Below are 24,538 nucleotides of genomic sequence, written 5' to 3' on the forward strand. Positions count from 1 at the left end.
TAAGATCAGTAAGGCAACGACTCGCCTTTATAGTCGCAGTACCGAAAGGCGCTCGCGCCCGACCCATCGTCAAGCAGCGCTACAAGGCCGAGAACTGAGGTAGCGACATCGATATCAGCGTCGGTGCCTCCCATTTCGGTGCGCACCCAGCCTGGATGGGCAACCGTGACGGCAAAGGTTCCCCGGCTGCGTCGGCCATAGAAACTCTTCGCGGCCGAGTTGAGCGCCGCTTTGCTCGCCCGATAGATCCACTCGTCCCCCTGGGCATTGAGCCGTACAGAGCCCATACGTGAGCCAAGGAGCATGATGTGGCCAAGAGAAGGACCTAGCCGCCGCGCCAACATATCCGCCAGCACCGCAGGCGCCACGCTATTGGTGTCGAACACCGCGGCGACGACCGCAGGGTCGAGAGTGTTGTCGACATCCTTGGGCATGATTCCGGCGGAAATGACGATATGGGTCGTACCGTCGAGCAACGGATCACTGACGAAGCGCTCGCGGGAAGCGCTGTCGGTGATGTCCAAGCCAAGCCAGGGCGAAAGCGGCGCGTGGGCGCTGCCGTCCCTGCTTGTCGCCACCACCTGCCGACCCTGCGCAGCCAGCACCTTGACCAGCCCAAGCCCGATTCCTCGGGATGCGCCGACGACGAGGAACTTCTTGCCCGCCGCCGCAACTGCTTGCCCGCTCATGGATAGCCTTCCCTCAGTCCTAGCGATAAGCGGCGGCGCCGACTTCGGTGATCCACCCAGCGGCGAGGTCCTGCTGGATGGCATCGGGATCCCGCTTGCGCGGGTCGCCATAGCCACCACCGCCGGGCGCCACCACGATGACCTGATCGCCCTCATAGACCTTGGCATTCGAGAACTTGGAGGCCGACACCTTGCCGCTGTCTTGATGGAAATCTTTCCAGTCTCGCGAGCCCGCCCGCTTGATATGAAGGCTGCCGCAGCCGCCGGCCTGACCCTTGAAGAGACCCCAAGGCGCCAACTCCTGGCGGTCCGACATGAAGGAGAGCGTCAGCTCCTTGGCGAGGCAGGTCATCTTTTTGCGCAGAGCCAAGCCGCCGCGATACTCGCCCGGACCCCCGGTGTCTGCAACGAACTCATGAGCGTCAATCCGCCATGGGAAACGGGTCTCGAAAACCTCGACCGGGTTCAGCCGAGAATTGCCGTTCACTGCGTTGCATGCGCTGTTGCCATCGGCATGACTGCGCCCGCCCCAGCCTGGGGTGGAGAGATCGTAGCAGACGACGTATTCCTCTGTACGCGCATTGTAGCCGCCGAACAGGAAGTTCGAGTGGGTGCCCCCGTCTGTCGCGAAGGCTCTTTCGGGAACGGCGGTCGCCAATGCTCCGATGACCGTATAGCAGATGCGGATGTGCGTTTCCGTGTTGCCGCCGACTTCGGGTGCGGGATAGTTGGCATTCACCATCAGACCGGGCGGGGCGACAACTCGGATCGGGCGGAAGCAACCGGAGTTCTTCGGAATGCTCGGGTCGGTCAAGTGAAGTATGGCGTTGTAGGAGGCGGAGAGCGCCACAGAGAGAACACCGTTGATCGGGCCTTTGGCCTGCTTGTCCGAGCGGCGGAAGTCGACAACGATCTCGTCGTCCTGGACGAAGACGTCGACGGCGATCTTGTAACGCCGCTTCTCGATGCCATCATCCTCCATATAGTCTTCGAAGCTGTAGCGACCGTTCGGAAATTCCCTGAGCTCGGCCCGCATACGGGCCTCCGAATAGTCAAGCAGGCTGTCGGTCAGCTGCACGAAGCGGTCGAGGCCGAATTCGGCGACCAGCGCCCGCATGCGCTGCTCGCCAAGCTGCACTGCGCTGATCATTGCCCGGAAGTCGCCGAAGTTCTGCCTGGGCGTGCGGTAGTTGGCGAGCATTAGGCGCCAAATATCTTCAACGTCCTTGCCTCGGCGCCGTATTTTAACTGGTGGAACGCGCAGGCCTTCGTGGAAGATTTCGGTTGCTTCCCCGGCGAACGCGCCGGGCACCATTCCGCCGACCTCCGCGACGTGGCCGATCGCCACCGAGTAGCCGACGAACGTCTTGTCGACGAACACTGGCTGGATGAAGGTGTGTTCGGGCGTGTGCATGCCGCCGCGATACGGATCGTTGTGAACGATGACGTCGCCTTCCTCCAGCGTTTCAACAGGAATCTCCTGGGTGATCGTCTGAATGACCAACGGAAGGCCGCCGATCATCGACGGCTGGAAGTCGCCAGTGCCGATTAAGTTGCCCTTGGCATCGGCTAGGCCACAGGTGAAGTCGAGTCCTTCGTTGAAGATGGTCGAGTAGGAGGTCATCATCAAAGTGATGCCCATCTCCTTTGCGATCTGGACCAGGCGACCGTCCAGAATGCTCATCTGGACCATGTTCTTGGCATGTCTGCCCTGCATCGTCATTTCCCCGCTGCCGCGCGTTGCCGTCTCGGTTCGACGCCCTCGGCGTCCCGCTTCTGGTTTGCGATCTCGGACTCCCGCTTCATGTCCCAATCGACGCACCAATCCGAGCAATATCGCTTGTGGACACCGTCAACGGTGATGCGGATCGGCGACCGATAGAGCAGGATCCCGCAATTGTCGCACTTGGTGTATTCTTCGAGGTAATATCCGTTGTCCGAGAACTTCATCGCGTTTGCCTTTCCGAAACGTGGAGGTTGCCGTAGTCGTCCAGGAGCAATTCCTGGTCGGGATGCAACACGACAACGGACACGGCCTCTTCGATGACCGCAGGGCCCTGGATCGTGTCGCCGGCCATAAGTTCCTCGCGCCGGTACACGGGCGTGTCGTGACGTCCTTCGTCATAACTAACGGACCGCATTGAAGTCGGCTTCGGCGCGAAGCTAGTCCTGGCCAGCTGTGGCACCTGCGGCTTCGAGAGCAATTTCACGGCCGTCACGTTGAAGTTCACGATCTCGATGAACTCGCCGGGGATGTTGAAGCCAAAGCGCTCTTCGTGCGCCTTGTCGAAAGCGGCCCACAGTTCCTTGGCAGTGGCGTCGTTGAAGGTTGTGAACCGCAGCGGAAGCGAGAGCTCGTAGTTTTGGCCGTGGTAACGCAGTTCGACCCGGCGCTCGACGCTGATGTCGCCTGCGAATCCCTGGGCGTGGAGTTGCGCCAGGCAATCGGCCTCGAGCTCCTTGAGATGTTGGGTCGCGCGGCTGTGGTCCATGCGGTTCGATGTCATCTGCACCGTCCGCTGGCGGTCGACGCGGGCGTCTGTCGCAGTGAATCCGAACGCGGAGAACTGGCCGGGATGGACCGGGATGATGGCCCGCGACATCGAAAGGTCCTTCAGCAGATCGCAGGCATGCACCGGGCCAGCACCGCCGAAGAACATCAGCGAGAACTTGTCAGGCGACTCGCCTTTTTCAATGAGCACGCTGCGGATGGCTCCAACCATGTTGTTGTTGACGATCTTGATAATGGCCAACGCTGCATCGTCGACGCTAAGGCTGAGGCGCTCCGCCAAGCGCTTGACGCCGGCGCGCGCGCCATCGACGTCGAGCGCGACTGTGCCACCCAGAAAGTTGTCGGGATTGATGCGGCCAAGCACGAGGTTTGCGTCCGTCACCGTCGGCTCGGTTCCTCCCCGGCCATAGCAAATGGGACCGGGCCGTGATCGGGCGCTCTCCGGCCCAACGCGGAGCAAACCGCCCTTGTCGATCCAGGCGATCGAGCCTCCCCCGGCGCCGATCGTGCGCACGTCCAGCATGGGCACCTGGATGGGGATGCCCCACTCCACCTCGAAATCAGTGGTAAGCGAAGCGGCGCCGTTGACGATGAGCGAGCAGTCGGTCGACGTCCCGCCCATGTCGATGGTGACGAAGTTCTTCTCGCCAGTCACGCTACCGATGAACTGCGCCGCCACTACCCCGCCTGTCGGGCCGGACAACGTCATCTGCACTGGCGCCTCGCAGGCTCCCGCAACGGTCGTTTGCCCGCCATTCGACTTCGTCACCACTACGCGCGCAGCTCCGACGGCCTCGGCGATCCGGCTCTCGAGCTCGCCGAGTTGATCGGTGACGATGGGCTTCAGATAAGCATCCGCTATCGTCGTCGAGGCCCGCTCATACTCCTTCCATTTCGGGAGCACGTCATAGGAGATCGAGATCGGCAGATCTGGAAAGCGCGACGCGAGATAGTCGCGAGCGGTGATCTCATGCTGGGGATTGATGTATGAAAACAGGAGGCAAACGGAGATTGCCTTGATGTCCCCCCGCTCGGCAATGCTGTCGGCGACACGACGCAGGCTGTCCATGTCTAAGGGAACAATGACGTTACCTTCGCAGTCGACCCGTTCAACGACCTCGAAGCTGTTGGCCCGTTTGAGCAGCGGCTGCGGCTTTACCCAGCGAGAATTGAAGTGAAAACGGCGATTGCCACGCTGGATGAAGGGAACATCGCGAAAGCCTTGAGTCGTCACGAAAGCGACATTTGCGCCATTGCGTTCAAGGATAGCGTTGGTCGCGATCGTGGTTCCCAAGCGAATGCCGGATATCTCGTTGCGCCGCGGAAACTGCTTCAGCCCGTTGAGGATGCCGTCTGATGGGTCGCCGGGGGTGGAGAAATCCTTCCACACCGTCACTTCGCGGCTCTGCTCGTTATAGGCCACGAAGTCGGTGAAGGTACCGCCAACATCAATACCCAGTATGTAAGACATGATATTCCTTTCCTGCCGGCGCGGGGCAAAGCGTGCCCGCGCAACCGGGATCAATCTTCATTCGGCACGTTTATGCCTGCCATGAGGTGGAGCAGTTCGCCCTCGTCGACCTCCGAGGCCCGGACTGTCGCGACGATCTTGCCGCGCCTAAGCACCAGGATGCGATCGGCCGTGGAGAGCACGTCGCTGAGCCGATGGCTGATCAGAAGGATCGCGACGTTGCGCTGCGGCAGGCGACGGATCAGCTCGAGTACAGGCTGGCCGGCCGAGACTGAAAGCGCGGCGGTCGGCTCGTCCATGATGACAAGCTTCGGCTCATAGGCGACCGACCGGGCGATGGCCACCATCTGGCGCTGGCCGCCGGACAACGCCGTCACGGGCTCGCGCAGGTTCGGCAGCTTGACGTCCAGCATGGTGAGAAGCTGGTGCGCCTTCAACATCATGACGTCATGGCTCAGCCGCGCATAGCCCAGCATGCTGCGATGAGTGATCTCTCGTCCAAGGAAGATGTTGGCGCAGATGTCGAGGTTGTCGCACAGCGCCAGATCCTGGTAGACCATTTCCACGCCATGGTCTCGCGCCCATTCGGTCGAGGAACTTTGAACCGGATTGCCGCCAATCCTGATCTCGCCCGAGGTAGGCGCCACATCGCCAGCGATCATCTTTGTTAGGGTCGACTTGCCCGCGCCGTTGTCACCGACAAGCCCAACGATCTCGCCGGGAAAGATTTCGAAGCTGACGCCTCGAGTGGCTTCGACGGCACCATAGTTCTTGCGCAAGTCTCGGACTGAAACCGCCGCAGCCGAGTTATCTGAAGTGATCATCTCGGCCTCCTCTGGGCTGCGTGATCGGCTGACACGGCGACGATCAGCAGACCGCCCGTGATGATCATCTGGTAGAAGGTATCCACCCCCGCCAGGCTGAGCCCGTTGGTGATGCTCGCCATGAGCAGCGCGCCTATCACGGTGCCAAGAACCCTGCCCTCTCCGCCAAAGAGGCTGGTGCCGCCAATGATGGCCGCGCTGAGCGCACTAAGGTTGACAAACAGCCCGACGTTTGGGGGTCCGGCATCGAGGCGAGATGTCTGTATTGTCGCCGCCACCGCGGTCAGCGCGCCCATAAGGCCGAACAGCGCCAGGATCGTGCGGTCGACCTTGATGCCCGCGCGCTTGGCGGAGGTCGGATTGCCGCCGATAGCATAGACGTAGCGCCCAAATCGCGTATGGCGGCTGGCATATTCCATCACGAACACGACAAGCGCCAGGAAGGCGAGCGGATAGGGGATGCCGCTGCGAGTTGCGAAAACCCAAATTGACAGCCCTGCAGCGCACAGAGACAGCGCCAGGATCACTAGATTGACGGCGCGTAGGTCGTACCTCTGGGGGCCGAGCAATCCCGTGTATGCGCGCACCCACCCGTAGAGGTGGATTGCGGCGAGCACCAGGATGATCACCAAGCTTGTCGTGACCGGGAACTCGCCGTTGGCAATGTCATAAAAAGTATCCCCGGCGCCCGACAGAGTTTCAGCGCCCGACAGGACGTAGGCCAGGCCGCGCAGCCACGAGAAGCCGGCCAAGGTGATGATGAAAGATGGAATGCCCAGCGTGACGCGGAAGCCACCCTGCAGGAGCCCGACACCGACGCCGACTAGCAGCACGATGAGGATTGTGGGATATGCGCCGAGCCCGGCCTTCTGCATTAGCAGCATGCAAAGCACGCCGCACATCGCAAGAAGCGACCCGACCGACAGATCGATTTCTCGAGCAACCAGCAGCCAGCAAAGTCCGGCGGCTATGACGGCGGTTATCGCGGCTTGGACAGCGAGATTGGACAGGTTGCGCGGGCTGATGAAGACCCCTGTCCAGATATGAAAGCCTATCCAGATCGCAACAGTCGCCAGGATAAGGATGATTATGCGCCAGTTGCTCCGTTCCGCTTCGAGTGATTGCCGCGACGGAGCTGCCGTCGCCGCGACGTTTTGGGTCGAGACAGCCGACGCTGCTGCTTTAGCGTTCATGATCCCGTTTCCTGTTCAGGCGGCGAGACGTTGATTGCATCTGCGCACGACCTGTTGCTGAAGGGGGCAGGTCGAGCGCTCGACTGGGAGGAGGTCGTCGAGCGCTCGACCGCGGATCGGCGACTATGGCCGCCGACTTTGTGGGATTAGCTTTACAACTTGTTGGCCCCTGCCGGCCATTTGTCCTTCGGAACGTTGTCGAGGATGGCCCGGGTGTCGACGTAAACCGGGCTGTACGCCTTCAGGTATTCAACCATGTTGTCGCGGGTGATATTCCGGTCCTCAACGGGAACGTAAGGAAGCGTCACGCCATTCCCGGCATCATAGGTTTCCTTGATGCCGAGGGGCTCTCCCTTAGCGAGCTTTGCGCAAAGCTCGCCGGAGATCTTGCCCATCTGATCGAACAGCGTGAAGCTCGACAGCGCCATGTTGCCCAAGAGGATGTGCCGGCAACCCTCGATGGTCGCGTCCTGGCCAGTTACGAACACCTTGCCGGCAAGCCCTACCTTCTCAAGGGCGCCGATGACGCCGCCCGCCATGCCGTCGTTGTTGCAGAGGAAGCCAGCGATCTTGTTGTTGTTGGCCGTAAGCGAATCTTCGGCCTGACGGCGCGCAGCGTCTGGATCCCAGCCATCGTGGAACAGATGGCTGACGACCTTCAGCTCGCCCTTGTCGATCAGCGGCTGCATGATGTCGTAATAGCCCTTCGTGATCTCTTCCGCCACTGTGTTGCCCGCCTGGCCCGAGGTCACCACCCAGTTGCCCTTAAGCACGCCGACATCCAGCGCGGCCTGCGCCGCCTTGCGGCCCACGCCGCGATTGTTGCGAGCCACGTAGACGTCGACATCCTTTGAAGGGATCGCGGTGTTGTAGGCTAGGACCGGCACGCCAGCACGCTTGGCGCGTTTTGCCATGTTGATGCCAGCTTCCGCGACGACCGCAACGATGGCCAGCGCATCCACGCCCACGGTAAGCATGTTCTCGACATCGGCAAGTTGCTGCTCGACCTTGAAATCCGCCTGGTTCACGATCGGCTCGAAACCTGCGGCCTTAACCGCCTTCTCAAAGCTCGGCCGATCGAGGTTCTTCCATCTCGGGACGGTGAATGTCTCCATAGCGAAGCCGATCTTGCCGGTCCCGGCTGCCAAGACCTTCCCCCCTCCGCCGAGCGTCGCGACGGTGGCGAGGCCGGCGCTGGCGCCCAGAAATCCTCGTCTGGTCAGGTTGAAATTTCCTCTCATGGTCATTCCCCTTTGCTTGCGTTGAACGCTTATCTTTAACGTTAAAGTTAATGATTTCGAGCGGTAGCTGTCAAGAGTATTGTTACGATCTCTCCAAATTGGCAAAAAATGGATATCCTTCAGTGTGTTACCATGTTTCGGACAGGATTGGAGCCGGATAGTCGATGCCATTTATCGTTACAAAGCGCCTCTGGGCATGGCCCGCCGCAAAACAAAAACCCCTCACAGATTGCCCGATTGAGCCCGGCGATCTATTTTAACGCTACAAGTGCAGGTAACGGGATTGGATGACCAGCCGGAAGATCAATAACCAAGTGACGCTGAAGGATGTCGCGGCGGCGGCTGGCGTCTCGGTCATGAGCGTTTCCAACGTCGTCAATGAGCGATGGGACCTGGTCAGCGAGCGGACGCGTGCCATTATCGAGAACGAGATCAAGCGTCTGAAATATCAACCTCAGATCGCGGGGCGCTCACTCAGGACAGGACGCACAAACACGATCGGTCTCATCGCGCTGCAGGGAAGCGACGACAGCATCCGGTTCAACCGTAAGAGCCAAGCCGCAATTGCGGGATTCCTTGAGGCGATCAGCGGTCAGGGCTACACGGTCTGCCACGTCGTTCGCAGCCACTGCGCTATCGAGACCGCCATCACCTCGCTGGCGCAGCGTCTCGATGGGGCTGGCCTCCTGGTCGACGAAAGCCTGGATGTCCGCAAGAAGGATGTCGCGGTGCTCGCCAGCATGGGCATCCCGATTGTCGAGATTCAGGGCCTTCGCCTACATGATCTGCAGGACTGCTGCTCAATCCATGAAAAGGCCGACGCTCAGATCAACAGTCTCGCCGCTTTCATGGCAAAAGGACCGCCCGGCCAGGTTTTCTACATTCGGGCAAGCGACTGCGACCGCCGCGCCATTCGCCGTTACAAGCTGCTGAAGGCCCATCCGATGCTACGGCATTTCGAGTTCGTGGATCCTCTTGGCATCTCCGACTTTCTATCGCAGAGCGCCGTTTCGGCCGCATCCGCCGTCTTTGTAGCCAGCGAGATCGAACTTGCAGAAGTTGCTCAGGGCTGCGTATCGGCGGGCCGAGGGGACGGGCTTGGCCACCTCATCTGCCTCGATGCCGACGCTCAATACGAAAGGCCAGAGGCGACAGGAATTCCCGGCTTGCAATCGGTGGCATTCAGGGTTGGCACAGTGGCCGGAACGTCTCTCCTGGGACGGCTCAACACCAGCGCTTTCACCTATCGTGACATAGGCGTTGATTGTCGCCTCATCCTGCCCGACCGCGCACGGTGGAGCGGCCGCCGGAGTTTGCATGTTGTTTGACGCTCCCCAGGCCAAGTCGCGCATGAAGAGTTTTGGCGCGCGCTACCCCGTGAGAAGCCTCCGCAACCCTTGGATAGTCGTGGAAAGCAATGAACAGAAGAAGCCGCCTTGAGTTGATCTTTCACTTTTCGTTTGTGGTTGCGTTGCTTTTTCTTGCTGCTTACCTAGGGCATGGAAGCGGGACGCACGAAATCGGCTTCGATTGGCCCCTTGGGTCCGGTCACTAGATGCCCGAACCTCAGGATTTCCAAGACAGGGCATAAGCCTAGCCTACCGCGCGTCAGCCAGCTGGCGCAGAGTCAAACCGACGTATTGATTTCAACCTTGCGGCCCGTCGAGGCCGATTGCCGAATTGCGTCCAAGATGCGCATGCCGGCCACGGCGTTAGAGAGGGGCCAAGGCTGCTCCAGTTCGCCCCGAACCGCCCTGGCGAACGTCCTCACCTCGTGCTCATACTGGTTGGCGGGTTCGAACCGGATGGTTTCCACGTTTGCGTCATGGAGGTCGTCGCGGCCACGGATGCGTATGAAGGTTTGCTGATTGGCGGATGGCCATACCGAAACTGGCAGTTCCATCCATCCCACGCTGCCAATAACGATGGTGAAGTGAGACCACGCCTGCAACAGTGCGCCGCTGAAGAGCAAAGTGCGATTGCCGGGAAACTCGAGCATCCCCGCGACGGCGATGTCCACGCCATCGGGCGACTGCTTTTCGAACGTCGCGGTGGCGGCTATTGGCTCGTCCTCAAAGAGGAACCTCGCCGCCGTGATGGGATAGACGCCGACATCGCCAAGCGCTCCGCCGCCGAGTTCCTGCTTGAACCTGATGTCCCCGGGGTTTCCGTTCATGACGCTGTACGCGGCGTGGATCTGGGTGATCCTTCCCAGTCGTCCACTGCGAACAATGTCGCGTGCGGCCAGCCATCGCGGGTGGTACCTCACCATGAACGCTTCCGATACTTGGAGGCCCGTCTCCTGCTGGACAGCCAACAGACGCTCCGCTTCCTTGGCGTCAAGTCCAAGCGGCTTTTCGCAAAGGACATGGCGACCCGCTCTAAGAGCTTCGATAGCCTCTGAGACGTGGGCGTTGTTCGGTGTCGGTATATAGACCGCCTCGACCTCTTCATCTTTCAGAAGCTCGCTGAGCGAGCTGTAATGACGCGGAATGGCGAATTCCTTTGCCACTGAACTTGCCCGTGCTGGATCGCGTGACGAAATGGCCACCACCTCGCACTCAGATACGGATTGCATGGCTGGTATGACCCAGTCACGGGCGATCTTTGCAGTGGACACGACGCCAAATTTAACAGGTTTCATGAAACGCTCGCGAGAAAGAGTTGAGGTTGGGCTGGTGAGCGCGAAGCGGGCAACGCCTCGCACATACGGTCAAGTGTCAGGGGCGCTCACCGCGGCCCCGGGGCCGGAAAGCCGGCGCGTTAAAAGCCATCCGCGCAACCGCTCGCTATAGGCCACGACAGCCGCCGCCAGCACGAGACCGATGACAATGCGCTGCCAGTAGGGATTGATGCCCATGAGGTTGAATGCATTCGCCAGTATACCGATGATGACGACGCCGCAGGTTGCGCCCAGCAGCTGGCCGCGTCCTCCAGCCAAGGAAATCCCACCGACGGCTACCGCCGCGATAGCGTCGAGCTCCCACCCCATCCCTGTCCGCACGCCGTCTCCCGATTGCATACGTGCTGTCAAAATGATGCCGGCGATCGAGGCAAGAAACCCACACAACGTGTAGGCAAGGATCTTGGTCGGGCTGACCGGGACGCCTGCCAACGAGGCAGCCTCCTCATTGCCGCCGACTTGATAGATGGCTCGTCCCGCTCGAGTGTTTGCGAGGAAGAACATTGCGCAAACAGCTACAACGAGGAAGATGAGGACCGGAATTGGAATGCCAAGAAAACGTCCATCAAAAAGCATGAAGAGCTCTTTGGGTAGCGTTCCGAAAATGGGGCGGCTCTCCGACAACCACATAGCAAGGCCCCGCACCATCGCCATGGTCGAAAGCGTGACGATGATTGGCTGAAGCCCGAGCCGCGTTATCAAAACGCCATTGCCGAAGCCGATCACGACACCCGCAACAAGAGCCAGATTGATCCCGACAATGGGGGGATAGGTGTTCGCCAAACCCGCGACGAGCACCGTTGACAGCGCGACGATCGAACCAACGGAGAGGTCAATTCCGCCCGTCAGGATTACGATGCCCATGCCGACGGCAACGATGCCGAGCATCGATGTCTGGCGCAGGACGTTGGTGATGTTGGTAGCGCTTGCGAAACCATCGGCGAAGATGGCGAATATCATGACCAATCCGATCAGGACCATGATGATCGGCTGCTCGACAAGCAATGAGCGGATGCGACTCATCATCACTTCTCCGACACCACAATCGCAGAGACCTGGTTCGCCTCTATCAACGAGAAGTTGGCCCCAAGATCGAGGTCGAGATTGTGTCTGCCTGCCGTTCTAGCTCGGAAAATGAATACCGCCTCGAACGGCTTGTCCCCATTCCCGGCGAATTCAAAGAAGCGTTTGCCCCAGTAATCGGACGTACCCATACTCGAAGGCATGACAGACACGAAGTCAAATTGTGCAATAAACGCGCTGTTGATCGCTATAGAGAATTGTCCCGCGGGGACGGCCCCTTGCTTTATGTTGATCGCCAACTTGAATGGCTTCCCGACGATAGCGGGCTCTGCTTGAATGCTCACAAGACCGGATCGCGGCGCCGATTTCTCGGCTGCCTGAGAGGTCACCAAGATCGTATCAGCGAACCGTCTTGCGTCCTTTGTTGCCTGGCTTCCCGGGTAGTCTCTCGCTAGCATTTCGAAAACGTCCTTGAATCGCCCAGCATCCCCCTCCTCTTCCAGCGCGGCCGCCAGTTTCGAGAGAACTATGAGACGGTTGGACTCCCGCTCGGAGTTGTCCGTTAGACTCGACAAGAGCTTTTCGAAATCGGCTATCGCTTCGCTGCGACGGCCCAGGGCCATCAAGGAATTGGCGATGCCAATTCTGGCAGGGTCATAGTAGCGGCTTTGAGGGAAATCCTCGACCACTTGTCGATAACCATCCAGAGCACGGCTGTACACCCTGGTTAGCTCATAGTTGTTGGCGACCGTATAGGGACCGCGCGCACGATCACTGACAAATACCGAGGGGGCTAGAATACAGAATGCCCCATTGAGCCCTAAGAAGAAGACGGCAACAGCTGCAAGGGGCGTCACCCACTGAGGTACCACCCCAGCTTGGGCTCGAGGGAGGGCCCAGTTGTTAGGCATTGCTTGGCCTCCGCATGGTCAAGGAACGCCATAGCGGTCCCCCGCCCGCTATGGTGACGGCGAGGAGGATAACCGCTCCCTTCGAGACGTTCTGCCACTCCGGCGCCACCCCTAGAAGGTTGAAGAGGTTGGAGAGGACCCCGATGACAAGGGCGCCGATCAACGCGCCCCAAACCGATCCGCTGCCGCTCCGCAGGGAGCTTCCACCTATGACCACGGCGGCGATGGCATCCAGCTCCAGCAAGACGCCAGCCTGGCCGGGTTCGCCCGATCCCATGCGCGCCGTCAGGATGAGGCCCGCAAATCCGGCCAATACCGCACAGTAGGTGTAGGCAAACATCTTCACGCGCCAAACCGATACGCCGCCATAGTATGCGGCGCTTTCATTTGACCCGACCATGTAGATCATGCGGCCAACCGCCCGGAAGCGGACCACGTACCAAGTGAGGGTCACGATCGCCATCAAGACCAGGGCGGGCGCCGGAATGCCCGCGACATTGCCTCTGGCTAGAAAGTTGAAAGCCGGCGGATAGTCGGCGTAAATTGGCTGACCAGCGCTGTAGACAAGCCCGGCTCCACGAAAAAGCGTCATCGTTACCAACGTGGCGACAAAAGGCTGATAGCTGAGAAACGCGACGAGGGACCCGTTCACGATGCCGACGGCGCCGGCAATTGCGAGCGGGGCCATAACGACCACCGGCAACGGATATCCAGCCGTCCACAGCGATGCCGCCAATGTGCCGGTCAGGGCGACGACTGAACCTACCGACAGGTCGATCCCTCCAAGGATGATGACCAGATTCATTCCGACAGCTACGATCCCGATCAGCGATGCCACGCGAACGAGATTCACAATGTTCTCGACCGACCAGAAATAGGGCGATACCAAGCCGGCACATGTCAGCAAGATGACCAGAATAACGAGATTGGCGTTTATCTTGTATCTGATCATTGAACACTCTCAACCAGACCGTTGCCGTGGCCACCCATCACGCTGACCATAATGTTGGAAACATCGAACTGCTCGCGGCTCTGCTCATCCGTGACCCGGCCCAGGTTGAGGCACACGATTCGATCACTGACATGGATTAGCTCCTCGATGACCGAGGACACGATGACAACGCTGGCGCCCTTGGCGGCAAGATCCCGGATGAGCTCGAAGATCGCATCCTTGGCACCGATGTCTACGCCGCGGGTCGGCTCGTCGAGCAGAAACACATCGACTTCGGCATCGAGCAGACGGGCGAGGATGACCTTTTGTTGGTTGCCGCCGCTCAACTTGCCGACCGGAGCTTCGATTGAGCTGTATTTAACTTGAAGGCGCTGGCAAAGTTTCCCCACGGCGCCAGCCTCAGCGCGGCTTCGCAAGGCAAACAGCCCGCTGTAGCGCTCAAGGGACGATAACGTTACATTATGCCGAACCGACATCGACAAGACCAAACCATCGGCCTTGCGGTCTTCGGGACCTAGGCCAACACCGCTGGCCAGTGCGGCGCGCGGTCCCGAGAACATCGCAACTTTTCCCCGGCTGCGAATTACTCCAGAAGAAGGCTTGTCTATTCCAAAAATGGCGCGAAGGATTTCCGTTCGCCCAGACCCCATGAGGCCGGCAAGGCCAAGCACTTCTCCTCGCCGCAATTCAAAGGACACGTTCTTCAAGAGGGCCGGCGTCGAGACGCCGTCGACCTCCAAAACAATTTCAGCTCCCTTCGGCACCGAGGTTCCCCAGTCCCGCTTCTCGAGATTCAGCTTTCGTCCAAGCATCACCTCGACGAGGCGCGCCTCGGTGAGCGCAGCGATATCGGACTCCCCGACCAACCTTCCGTCGCGCAGCACCACCACGCGATCACAGACCTCAAATATCTCGTTGAGATGATGCGTAATAAAAATAATGGCGGTCCCCGCTCGCTGGAGCTTTCGTACAATTTTGAAGAAGTGCTCCACTTCTTGCCGATTGAGAGAAGCTGTGGGCTCATCCATTATCAGAAGCCTGCAAGGCCTGACCGTCGCTCTGCAAATCTCGACGAGTTGCTGCTCAGCGACGCTCAACTTGTTGACCGGACTATCCAACGAGCCGAAATAGCCAAGTTCGGCAAGTATTGCGGTCGCTCTTTTACGCATCTCCGGCCAGTCGAGGGTCCCCCAGCCGTTTGTCGCAAGCATCCCCAAAAAGACGTTCTCAAGGACGGAGAGATAGGGCACCATCATCAATTCCTGATAGATGGTGCTTATGCCTCGCGCATGCGCCGCGGAGGTGTTGGGAAACTCGATCAGTTCACCGTCCAACCTGATCTCACCGCTGTCGGGCCGCACAGCCCCCGCCAGGACCTTCATCATGGTCGATTTTCCGGCGCCATTTTCACCGACCAACGACACGATTTCCCCTGGCCGCACCTCGAGCTTCACGCCACAGAGGGCCTGAACGCCAGGATAGGACTTCGAAATATCGGCCATTGTCAGGAAGGCGGCAGGCCGCTCAGCGGTCGGTCCCGCATTGGTCGTTTGGTTGCCGACGTACCTCGCCATCGATTGTTCGCCTCCTCCGATATCATGGCGGCCAGCATGAGCTGGCCGCCTCGCTTATCGCTCTCGCTTAGCGAACGTATTGAAGGTCGGGGTTGTAAAACTCGTCGACGTTTTCCTTGGAAACAATCGGCGTTTCGGTGGTGATGCGCTTCGGGACCGGCTCGCCCTTGAGGACTCGTACCGCCATGTCGAGGCCGACACTTCCGCCCGTCGCGTAGATGGACGTCACCTGAAGCCAACCATCCTTGATCGCCTGGAAGGCCTCACGTTGGCCGTCCACACCGACAAGGAAGACCTCGCCGGGTTTGTAGCCAGCCTCCTTGAGGACATTGATGGCGCCAAGGATCATTGGGTCGTTGTGCGCATAGATGACCTGGAATTGTCCGCGGTAGCGCGTGAGCCAGTCCTCCATGATCGGAATGGCAGGGGCGAGGTCGTAGTTGGCGGGCTGGGCATCCAGCCGTGTAACGCCGGGCTTGTCATTGAACTGCGCCGAGAAACCTTCGTGACGCTGGATTGTCGGGGTCGCGCCGGGGATACCTTCCAATTCCAGGTAGCTGAACTTGTCTCCAACATTCTTGAGGACGTGTTGCCCCAGCCCTTCGGAGAGCGTCAGATTGTTGCCGCCAATGAAAACATTGTAGTCCTCGCCGACGATCTCGCGATCGAGCACCACCAGCGGAATGCCGGCCTTCTTGATCGCCTCCACCGCCGGCACAAGCGCCTGGGCTTCGCGCGGGCTCATCATGATTAGGTTGACGCCACGCGAAATCAGATCTTCCACGTCAGCGATCTGTTTCTCATTCGTCCCCTTGGCGTCGGTATAGACGAATTCCTTGATGAGCTCAGGATATTTTTTCGCCTGTGCCTCTGCGCTTGTCACCATGAATGCACGCCAAGGATGATCCATCGTGTCCTGCGAAAACCCGATCGTCCATGGCGGCGGCCCGAACGGAAATTTGTCTTCCGCCTTCGCCGGCAACAGCGCCGTGAACATAGCCATGCCGACCAATGCTGCAGTCACAACAAGTTTATGCATACTTCCCCTCCTGTGATTGTTATATTGCATCCAATCGGCAATTGCCGGCCTTGTCAAGGCGACAAGGAAAATTCGGTCCCCCTAGCGGCCGGGAAAAAAGCTCAATGTTGAATATTGACACCAATATATTGGATATTAGAGTCGCCACGCAATGAGCCGTTATGACCCGAGTTCCGCTCGGTCTCCCGCGGCTATCGTCGGAGAGATGGAAATGCAGTTGGACCGTGTCATCACCGTCGTCGGCGCTCATGCGGAGGGCGAGGTTGGGCGGGTCATCACCGGAGGGGTTCTTCCGCCCCGCGGCGACACGATGTTCGACAGGATGCAGAACCTAGAGCGTTACAGCGGTTGGCTCCGCAACATGCTCCTCTTCGACCCCCGTGGCAGCGTCAATGCCGCGGTCAACCTGATCACGCCGCCCTGTCGACCGGATGCCGATATAGGCATGATAGTCATGGAGTCCGACTATTTCGTCCCGATGTCAGGATCTAATCTCATCTGCACGGTCACGGTGGCGCTGGAGACGGGCATCGTCCCGATCAAGGAACCTGTTACGCATGTCCGGGTAGATACGCCGGCGGGCCTGGTTGAGGTGGAAGCCGAGTGCGCCGGCGGCAAGTGCCGCAAAGTCAAATTCCGCAACATTCCCTCATTCGTCATGCACCGCGACCGCACGATATCGGTCCCGGGCATAGGCTCGCTCCGTGTCGACGTCGCCTATGGGGGGATGATCTACTGCATCGTCGAGGCGGCCGACCTTGGATTTACGCTCGACCGAAGCGAGGCACGCCGCCTGGTTGAGGTGGGAGAGCGGATTAAGGCTGCGGCCGCAGAGCAGCTTCCCTCGGTCCATCCTGAGAATCCAGGAATACACACGATCAACCAGACCGAGTTCGTCGGTCCGCTGGAAATCGTCAACGGCATCAAGACTTCGAAAAACGCAGTCGTCGTGTCGCCCGGCAGAATCGATCGCTGCCCATGTGGAACCGGTACCTCCGCGCGCATGGCCCTGCTAAGTGCCAGAGGCGAACTCGGTATCGGCGACCCTTTCAGACATTTGTCGATCCTGGACACAGAGTTCGACTGCAAGATCCTGGAGACAGGCAGGGCTGGATCGATTCCCGCCATCGTTCCGCAAGTTTCGGGTCGGGCGTGGCTCACGGGCGTCAGCCATTACGGGGTAGATCCCGAGGACCCATTCCCCGAAGGCTACCGCCTCTCGGACACATGGTTCAACTGATCAAGATGGAGACCTAGATGGCAATGTCGATGAATGAACTGAGCTGGCTGAACGAACCGCCCCATCACACGTTGAAAGATGGCACCCTGGAGGTCACCACGGGAGAAAAAACCGATTTCTGGCGAGAGACCTTCTATGATTTCTGGCGAGATGACGGCCACTTCCTGTTCAAATCGGTGGCGGGGGACTTCACCGCCGAGGTTACCGTTCAGGGGGACTACGAGGTCCTCTACGACCAGGCAGGACTAATGATGCGACTGAGCGAGAGCCACTGGATCAAGGCAGGCCTGGAGTTCACGGATGGAAAGAGCTACTTCTCAGTCGTCGTCACGAACGACGCATCGGACTGGTCGCTCGTCGAAGTTCCAGTCGACCCGGAGGGCATCAGAATCAGGCTTACCCGGCATGACGAAGCCATTCGGGTGCAGTACTTCAGCGTCAAAGAAAATACGTGGATTCCGGTACGGCTCGCCTATTTTCCGACAACCAGCCGGGTGGACGTGGGTGTGATGTGCTGTTCGCCACAACGCAGCGGCTTCAAGGCCCGCTTCAAGGACCTCAACATCGGTCCCCCCATTAACCGTGAGTTGCATGATTGAGCAGGATCCGATCCGACGACAAAAACCCTTGCCCTCGACCGCACCGACAGAGGCCGATTTTCGTTTAGCGGAGCTGGCGCGGCCAGCTTGCCGGAAAAGATGCTGCTGTTGTATTCAATATGCAATCGAAAATCAGGGCACCCCATGAAGTCTCCAACAGCGATTAAGCGTCAGACCGTAACCTCTTCGGTGCTTGATCTCCTGAGGGACCGGATCATTTCCGGCATCTACCCCGGAGGGTACCAGATCAGGCAGGAAGCGCTCGCGGACGAATTCTCGGTCAGCCGCATTCCTATTCGCGAGGCCTTGCTGCAGCTCGAGGCGGACGGGCTGGTGGTGATCCATACGCATAAGGGTGCTGTAGTCGCGTCCCTGACCCCCGAGGATGCGATCGATATCTTCGACGCTCGCCTGACGCTCGAACCTTTCGTGCTAGGCAAGGCGATCGAGAATGCCGATGATGCCGATACGGACCGCGTGCGAGCCGCGCTTCAAAATTACGAGGTGGCGCTGAACACTGGAGCGCCACCCGAACGGCTCAGCCAATTGAACTGGGCATTCCACAATGCGCTGTCGGCGCCCGCCGACAGACCGCGAACCTTTGCAGTATTGGCCACCCTGCACAACTCCGCCGACAGATATCTCAGGCTGCAAATCGATACCGAGGCTGCACAGGCCAAGGCCCTGGAGGACCATCGTTTACTGGCCGAGGCCTTCGCGAACAGGAGCATCGCGCTGGCACAGAAGCTGCTCCGGAAACACATCTCAGATGCACGCGATGATGTCATCAAGAACCTGAAGGGCCGCGCCGTCGCCCGATGATCTTGTAGAGGCCAGGCGTGCGACGTGACGCCGCCGTCCGGTCTCTGCGCTCTCCCGGACGCATCGGCTCCTCAGTGCGCCTGGTCCGCATACCTCATCGCGGTAGCAGGCAGCGGTACAACCCCCCTGATGTCGTCACTGATCTTCTCGGCGATCATCATCGTCGGGCAATGAAGATTGCCGTTGGTTATGCGCGGCATGATCGAGGCATCAACGACGCGAATCCCCTCTAGTCCATGCACCCTTCCCTGCTCATCGACCACGGCCTCGTCGTCGAGGCCCATACGGCAGCTTGAGCAAGGGTGATACTGGGTACCCATGTTCTTCTGCAGCCAGGCAAAGACCTGCCGATCATCCATATTGCGCAAGCCCGGCACGATTGCATCGCCCCTGATCCGATCCCAACCACGTTGCTGGATGATCTCGTCGGTGTGGCGGACGCCGTCGATGAGATCCCTGCGATCCTCAGGGTCCTTGAGATAATTCAGCACTATGGACGGATGCTGTCTTGGATCGGCCGATCTCAGGTTGACGCGCCCCCTGCTCCTGGGTCGACCGAGGCAGACCTGGTATTGGAAGCCCTCTTCGATGTTGACCTGGCCATGCATGAGCTCGCCGAGCATCGGCAAGAATTCATGCTGGATGTTGGCATACTCCATCCGGTCGCTGCTCCTGAAGAAGGACCCGACTTCCCACAGGTTTGTGATGCCGAGACCGCGACGCAGGAACATCCACTGCGCCCCGATCCAAGCCATCTTGAGGAGGTTCATATCGACCGCCGGAGAGACGCCTTTTCTTGAAGCACGATATTTGACCGAGACGGCGACGTGGTCCTGCAATCCCCTGCCAACGCCCGGCAAATCGTGAACCGGCGAAACCCCAAGCGCCCGAAGCTCGGAAGCAGGTCCCACTCCCGACAGCAGCAGCAACTGGGGCGAGTTGAACGCGCCTCCGCAAAGGACGACCTCCCTCTCTGCTTCCACCGTGTGTATGGCGCCGTCTTTCTCGTAGACCACCCCCACGGCGCGCGTCCCGTTGAACACGACTTTGTGGACCAGCGCATTCAGCTGCAGCGACACGTTGCCCTTACGCATTGCAGGACGCAGATAGGCCCTGCCACCACTTGCCCGGATTCCATTGTCGATGTTCGCCTGATAGGCGTGGACTCCTTCCTGCCGATAGGCATTGTAATCGGCGTTCAACCGGTGCCCCGCTTGCTGCCCTGCCTCCAGAAAGGCTTGGAAAGGCTCGAGCTCAGCCTTCAACGAGGTGATGGCGATCGGTCCACTGCCGCCGCGGTAGCCATTGCCTCCCTTGTCATAGGTCTCCAGCTTCTTGAAGTAGGGCAGGCAATGGGCATAAGACCAACCCTTGAGGCCGTCTTCCGCCCAGCGGTCGAAGTCCCGCGGATTCCCGCGAACATAGACCATGCCGTTGAGCGATCCCGATCCGCCGAGCATTTTGCCGCGCACATGCGTGATCATGCGGCCATCGAGCGCCTCTTCCGGCCCCGTCTCGAACTCCCAGGTCCTGCGCTTGTCAGTGAGCGGGTAGGACATCGCGGCCGGCATGCGGACATAGATCGAGTTGTCGTCGGGCCCGGCCTCAAGGACGAGAACCCTGGTTCCCTGGTCCTCACCCAGCCGCGCAGCCACAACCGACCCCGCTGCACCGGCTCCGATCACGACGTAGTCAAACTTGTTTGGCGCCATTTCTATACCTTCCGCTAGCCCCGCCGGCACGCCACAAGCGCCGTGTCGCTTCAGGCGTACAAGCCGCGGCATGCACAATGGCAGTGCCGCGGCCCGATCCCGCCGATTTTGTATAATGCCGAGGGAGCCCGCCTAGGCGACCTTCGGGAGCTTGTAGGCCTCAAGCTTGGCGATTGTGTCCTGGACAATTCGGATCACGCGCTCACGTTCCTCGCCCACGAGCGGAAGGCGAGGAGCTCGCGTCCACTCCGGAGATCCGCAGACCAGGTTCTCGGCCAGCTTTATGCATTGAACCAGCTTCACATGCGTATCGAGGTGGAACGCAGGTGTCATGATCCGGTAGAGTTGCAGCGCCTCATCCTTGCGGCCCGCTGCGCAAAGCCTGAACAGTGCAACGCATTCGGCCGGCCATGCATTGGTCATGCCTGAAACCCAGCCGACGGATCCGAGCGCTACGCTCTCGACAATCTGGTCATCTACACCGCAACACACGTGAAAACGGTTGCCCAACTCAACATAAGTGTCGGTGACGCGGCGGACATCGCCTGTTTCGTCCTTTACGGATTCGATGGTCGGATAGTCGACCAGCTCCTTGAGGATCGCTGGAGTCACGTCGACACCGTAGGCGATGGGGTTGTTGTAAATCATGATCGGCAGCCCACTCGCACCCGCGAGCTTCTGGTACCATTGGGCGGTTTCGCGCGGGTCAGTCTTGTAGGCAAGGCTCGGAAAGGCCATCAGGCCCTCGACGCCGTAAGCCTCGAATTCACGCGCCCTTTCGCACGCCGCGTCCTGGGTGATTTCCGCAAGACCGGATAAGAGGGGCACACGGCCGGCGACCGCCTCCTTCGAAATCCGGATTACATGCTCCTTCTCTTTCGGCGCCATCGAGGCGTTTTCCCCGAGCATCGGTAGCACTATCACCCCGGTAACCCCATTGACGATCAGACGATCAAGGCTTGCCTGGTGCGCGGCAACATTGATCGACCCGTCTGGGTTGAGTTTAGTGGTAACAGCCGGGAAAACACCCTTCCAATTGATCATTGACCTACTTCTCCGCTTGAGGGCTGAATGCCGAACAAAGTTGTATCCAATCTATTATATTCTATATGCAACGTCTAGCCGTTTTGCGCGCTTTTCGATCGCCTGGGGACGGTGGCCGCAATATCCAAATTGGTGCCTAATCCGCCATGACCTCCGTCAAATTCGGCTATGGCTGATCCCGCAGTTCCGCCTCGAACGTGACGCAGATCAAACTCTCTGATTATGGAATCGCGAGGAAATTCACATCCTGTGGCGACCAGTAGAGTGTCGCGTTGTCGCCAGCCCGTGGCAATTCTCTCGCCTGACTGTTCTGAACCTGAACCCTGGCCTGGTCGCCGCTCTTCGCACGTACCGTGTAGAAGCTGCGGCTGCCCATGAACACCGAATCCTCGACAGTCACCGCGGCAGACTGGGAAAGCCTTTCGCCGGGAAAGAATGAAAACGCTTCTGGCCGAACCGTTACGATCACTTTGTCACCGCTCGCGAACCCAGCCCGCATTCTGCAGTCCATAGACCCCGTGAAGGAAGCGAGGCCTGCTTTGGCCGTGGCGGCTTGCTCGGTAACTGATCCCATCACTGCGTCGAACAGATTGATCTCGCCGAGAAACTTTGCGGCAAAGAGCGAGGCAGGTCTCGAATACATCTCGCGCGGTGAGGCGATCTGAATGATCCTGCCTTTCTCCATCAGAACGATCCGGTCAGAAAGGACCATCGCCTCGTCCTGGTCATGGGTGACGTACACAAATGTCGACCCAGTCGCGGCATGGATGCGCCTCATCTCGACCAGCATGTGCTGCCTGATTTTGAGATCGAGCGCAGCAAGGGGCTCGTCCAGGAGGAGGACCCTGGGTTCGTTCACGAGCGCGCGCGCCAGCGCCACCCGTTGGCTCTGGCCACCGCTGAGTTCGGCGATGCTGCGCCCGGCGAGCGCTTCGAGCTGGACTATCGCGAGGATGCGCTCGACACGTTTGCGCACTTCAGCTTTAGGCACACGATGTACGCGAAGCCCAAAGGCCACGTTGTCGAATACGTCGAGGTGCGGAAACAAGGCATAACGCTGGAACACCATGTTGACGGGACGGCGTTCCGGAGGTTGATCCGCGCAATCGCGACCATCAATTCGGATTGATCCGACAGTGGACGCCTCAAAACCAGCGATGAGGCGCATCAAAGTCGTCTTGCCACACCCGCTTGGGCCGAGCAAAGTGACAATTTCTCCTGCGCCAACGGACAGGTCGATGTCCGCCAGGGCTTGGAACGCCCCGAAAGACTTGCCTACGCCGACCGCTTCAATAACGGCTTGTCCGGGCATCTCGTACCTCATGTTGAAGCCCTCGCGGCCATAGTCGTTCTGCGTCTGATGTGGCCGATCGTCCATGCTATGCAAAGCAGCACGATCGAGAAGAAAAGAGCGAGCGTGGAGACCGCGTTGATGAGGGGAGTCACCGTCCGACGCATCATCGACCACACATACATCGGCAAGGTTGTTTCTGTGCCCGCGACGAATACCGTCACGATGAACTCATCGAAGGAGACGGCGAATGCCAGCAGGGACGCAGCAATCAGCGTCGGCATCAAGAGCGGAAGCGTCACCCGTCGAAAGACCGCGAACTGGCCAGCGCCGAGATCACGGGCAGCTTCTTCTAGCTGCGGGTCGAACAGCATAAGCCGGGCTCGTACTGTCAGGATCAGCACAGGCAAAGCGATGACCACATGCCCGATGATGATGGTCAGGACAGATAGCCTGATCCCGACCTGCGCGAAAAGCACAACCAACGACACTCCGATGAACAGCCCCGGCAATGCGATGGGCGAGAGCCAGAGCAATTCGAGGGCCAGACGCGTGCGCGGGCCGACGCGCAACCATGCAAGGGCGGCAGTAGCTCCGAGGATCAAGCACAGCAAGGCTGTCGCCGTGGCGATAACCAGGCTCCGGATTAAGGCATCGCCCAGTTGGCCGTTGTGAAACAGGTCCACATACCAGCGCAAGCTGAAGCCCTGAAAGGGAAACGACAAGGCTGGCGAGGCATGGAACGAGAAGAGAATGATAATCGCTATCGGCGCCAGCAGGAAGCCGAGGATTAGCCAAACGGCAAGCCTGAGTATCATGCCAGAGATTCCTGCTGGCGCGAACGCTTCCTGTTTGGGACCAATCCAACGGCCCGGCCTGCAGCGACGATTACGAAATACAGGATGCCCGTGATTGCGAACATGATGATGGCTTGCGCCGCTCCAAGCGGCCAATTGCCCGTTTTGCGAAACTGATCAGCGATTAACAATCCCGTGGTCTGACCCGAGGAGCCGCCGAGCATCTGGGGCGTCACATAGTCGCCTGCGACCAGGATGAAGGTCACGACGAAAGCGCCGATCAGGCCGTTGGCGGCGTTGGGAGCGATGACCTTGGCGAAGGCCCCTAGCGGTGACGTTCCAAGGTCGCGGGATGCCTCGACGAGTTCCTTTTTTATATCGCGAAGGGAAGACACGACCATCAAAATGCAAAGCGGCAGGTAGACGTGGATGAGTGTGATCGCCACCGCAAATCGGCTGAAGAGAAAGGCTTCTACGGGCACATCGATCAACCCTAGCTGCAACAGGATGGTATTGAGGAGACCATTGGTCCCAAGCAGAGTGCGCCACGCATAGATGCGAACCAGATAGCTCGAGAACCAAGTGATCAGGACAAGGTAGAGAATGGCCTGCGACCTGCTGACGTATATCAGGTAGTAAGCGACAGGCAGGGCCAACGCGAGGGTGGCGGCCGCCGTCAACAGACCGATGACGACGGCATTGCCAGTGACCCGCCAGAAGAGCGGCGACGTCAAGGAATTCAGGTAGTTCACCAGCGTAAAATCAGGCACGATCCTATACGATGCGGCCGTCCAGAAACTGTAGACGAGCAGGATCGCACTGGGCACCAGGAAGAATACGAGCATGTATAAGGCGCCTGGCGCGGCCAACAGCTTACCTGTCATTTCGTTGGAAAGTCTCACCCGATATCCTCGCTGCGCC

The 24,538-nt window shown here is 59.4% G+C and carries 22 protein-coding genes; 4 read left to right on the forward strand and 18 right to left on the reverse strand.

Going from position 1 to position 24,538, the window contains the following annotated elements; genetic code table 11:
* Window positions 1-5: 5 nt before the first annotated feature.
* From O7A05_RS10095 to O7A05_RS10125, 7 genes are all read right to left on the reverse strand, one after another.
* Window positions 6-689, reverse strand: a complete 684-nt coding sequence (locus tag O7A05_RS10095; RefSeq protein ID WP_337092873.1) for an SDR family NAD(P)-dependent oxidoreductase — start codon at window positions 687-689, stop codon at window positions 6-8.
* Between the two features lie 19 nt (window positions 690-708).
* Window positions 709-2,406, reverse strand: a complete 1,698-nt coding sequence (locus tag O7A05_RS10100) for a hydantoinase B/oxoprolinase family protein (RefSeq protein WP_337092875.1) — start codon at window positions 2,404-2,406, stop codon at window positions 709-711.
* 2 nt (window positions 2,407-2,408) lie between these two features.
* Window positions 2,409-2,639 (reverse strand): hypothetical protein, encoded by a 231-nt coding sequence (locus O7A05_RS10105; RefSeq protein WP_337092876.1) that lies wholly within the window; start codon window positions 2,637-2,639, stop codon window positions 2,409-2,411.
* A complete protein-coding gene (locus tag O7A05_RS10110; protein ID WP_337092877.1) occupies window positions 2,636-4,726 on the reverse strand; it encodes a hydantoinase/oxoprolinase family protein in 2,091 nt (696 codons plus the stop codon). Before O7A05_RS10110 ends, O7A05_RS10105 begins: the two co-directional genes overlap by 4 nt.
* Window positions 4,723-5,496 (reverse strand): ATP-binding cassette domain-containing protein, encoded by a 774-nt coding sequence (locus tag O7A05_RS10115; RefSeq protein WP_337092879.1) that lies wholly within the window; start codon window positions 5,494-5,496, stop codon window positions 4,723-4,725. The genes O7A05_RS10110 and O7A05_RS10115 overlap by 4 nt, the downstream gene beginning before the upstream one ends.
* A complete protein-coding gene (locus O7A05_RS10120) occupies window positions 5,493-6,689 on the reverse strand; it encodes a sugar ABC transporter permease (protein ID WP_337092880.1) in 1,197 nt (398 codons plus the stop codon). Before O7A05_RS10120 ends, O7A05_RS10115 begins: the two co-directional genes overlap by 4 nt.
* Before the next feature lie 152 nt (window positions 6,690-6,841).
* The gene (locus O7A05_RS10125) at window positions 6,842-8,101 is read right to left on the reverse strand and encodes a sugar ABC transporter substrate-binding protein (protein WP_337092881.1); all 1,260 of its coding nucleotides are present in this window, start codon (window positions 8,099-8,101) and stop codon (window positions 6,842-6,844) included.
* Between the two features lie 116 nt (window positions 8,102-8,217).
* On the opposite strand from O7A05_RS10125, the gene O7A05_RS10130 reads away from it, so the two are divergent.
* Complete coding sequence (locus tag O7A05_RS10130) at window positions 8,218-9,258, forward strand: LacI family DNA-binding transcriptional regulator (protein WP_337092882.1); 1,041 nt, start codon at window positions 8,218-8,220, stop codon at window positions 9,256-9,258.
* Window positions 9,259-9,557: 299 nt separating this feature from the next.
* Here the strand turns inward: O7A05_RS10130 and O7A05_RS10135 are convergent, their stop codons facing one another.
* The 6 genes from O7A05_RS10135 to O7A05_RS10160 all read right to left on the reverse strand — a co-directional run bounded on the left by O7A05_RS10135 (window position 9,558) and on the right by O7A05_RS10160 (window position 16,070).
* Window positions 9,558-10,574 (reverse strand): Gfo/Idh/MocA family protein, encoded by a 1,017-nt coding sequence (locus tag O7A05_RS10135; protein ID WP_337092883.1) that lies wholly within the window; start codon window positions 10,572-10,574, stop codon window positions 9,558-9,560.
* Window positions 10,575-10,643: 69 nt separating this feature from the next.
* Window positions 10,644-11,636 (reverse strand): ABC transporter permease, encoded by a 993-nt coding sequence (locus O7A05_RS10140; RefSeq protein WP_337092884.1) that lies wholly within the window; start codon window positions 11,634-11,636, stop codon window positions 10,644-10,646.
* A 2-nt stretch (window positions 11,637-11,638) separates the two neighbouring features.
* Window positions 11,639-12,493 (reverse strand): tetratricopeptide repeat protein, encoded by an 855-nt coding sequence (locus O7A05_RS10145; protein ID WP_337092885.1) that lies wholly within the window; start codon window positions 12,491-12,493, stop codon window positions 11,639-11,641.
* Between the two features lie 46 nt (window positions 12,494-12,539).
* A complete protein-coding gene (locus tag O7A05_RS10150; RefSeq protein ID WP_337092886.1) occupies window positions 12,540-13,499 on the reverse strand; it encodes an ABC transporter permease in 960 nt (319 codons plus the stop codon).
* Window positions 13,496-15,073 carry a sugar ABC transporter ATP-binding protein gene (locus O7A05_RS10155; protein ID WP_337092887.1) on the reverse strand — a complete coding sequence of 526 codons (1,578 nt, stop codon included), beginning with the start codon at window positions 15,071-15,073 and terminating at the stop codon, window positions 13,496-13,498. The genes O7A05_RS10150 and O7A05_RS10155 overlap by 4 nt, the downstream gene beginning before the upstream one ends.
* Before the next feature lie 67 nt (window positions 15,074-15,140).
* A complete protein-coding gene (locus O7A05_RS10160; protein WP_337092888.1) occupies window positions 15,141-16,070 on the reverse strand; it encodes a substrate-binding domain-containing protein in 930 nt (309 codons plus the stop codon).
* A 253-nt stretch (window positions 16,071-16,323) separates the two neighbouring features.
* Between O7A05_RS10160 and O7A05_RS10165 the strand changes: the two genes are divergently transcribed.
* The 3 genes from O7A05_RS10165 (at window position 16,324) to O7A05_RS10175 (ending at window position 18,773) form a co-directional block, all read left to right on the forward strand.
* Window positions 16,324-17,352, forward strand: a complete 1,029-nt coding sequence (locus O7A05_RS10165; protein WP_337092889.1) for a proline racemase family protein — start codon at window positions 16,324-16,326, stop codon at window positions 17,350-17,352.
* A gap of 23 nt (window positions 17,353-17,375) precedes the next feature.
* A complete protein-coding gene (locus O7A05_RS10170; RefSeq protein ID WP_337093083.1) occupies window positions 17,376-17,951 on the forward strand; it encodes a DUF1349 domain-containing protein in 576 nt (191 codons plus the stop codon).
* A gap of 87 nt (window positions 17,952-18,038) precedes the next feature.
* On the forward strand, window positions 18,039-18,773 hold the full coding sequence (locus O7A05_RS10175) for a GntR family transcriptional regulator (RefSeq protein WP_337092891.1): 735 nt from the start codon (window positions 18,039-18,041) through the stop codon (window positions 18,771-18,773).
* A 71-nt stretch (window positions 18,774-18,844) separates the two neighbouring features.
* Here O7A05_RS10175 and O7A05_RS10180 read toward each other — a convergent pair whose 3' ends face one another.
* The 5 genes from O7A05_RS10180 to O7A05_RS10200 all read right to left on the reverse strand — a co-directional run bounded on the left by O7A05_RS10180 (window position 18,845) and on the right by O7A05_RS10200 (window position 24,519).
* Window positions 18,845-20,485, reverse strand: a complete 1,641-nt coding sequence (locus tag O7A05_RS10180; protein WP_337092892.1) for a choline dehydrogenase — start codon at window positions 20,483-20,485, stop codon at window positions 18,845-18,847.
* A 132-nt stretch (window positions 20,486-20,617) separates the two neighbouring features.
* On the reverse strand, window positions 20,618-21,529 hold the full coding sequence (locus tag O7A05_RS10185; RefSeq protein ID WP_337092894.1) for a dihydrodipicolinate synthase family protein: 912 nt from the start codon (window positions 21,527-21,529) through the stop codon (window positions 20,618-20,620).
* A 220-nt stretch (window positions 21,530-21,749) separates the two neighbouring features.
* The gene (locus O7A05_RS10190) at window positions 21,750-22,841 is read right to left on the reverse strand and encodes an ABC transporter ATP-binding protein (protein ID WP_337092895.1); all 1,092 of its coding nucleotides are present in this window, start codon (window positions 22,839-22,841) and stop codon (window positions 21,750-21,752) included.
* 8 nt (window positions 22,842-22,849) lie between these two features.
* Window positions 22,850-23,638: an ABC transporter permease gene (locus tag O7A05_RS10195; protein ID WP_337092896.1), complete on the reverse strand. Its 789-nt coding sequence runs from the start codon at window positions 23,636-23,638 to the stop codon at window positions 22,850-22,852.
* The gene (locus O7A05_RS10200; RefSeq protein ID WP_337092897.1) at window positions 23,635-24,519 is read right to left on the reverse strand and encodes an ABC transporter permease; all 885 of its coding nucleotides are present in this window, start codon (window positions 24,517-24,519) and stop codon (window positions 23,635-23,637) included. Before O7A05_RS10200 ends, O7A05_RS10195 begins: the two co-directional genes overlap by 4 nt.
* Between the last annotated feature and the right edge of the window lie 19 nt (window positions 24,520-24,538).

The organism is Mesorhizobium argentiipisi (SeqCode) (genome assembly GCF_037179585.1).
Classification (GTDB): Bacteria; Pseudomonadota; Alphaproteobacteria; order Rhizobiales; family Rhizobiaceae; genus Mesorhizobium; species Mesorhizobium argentiipisi.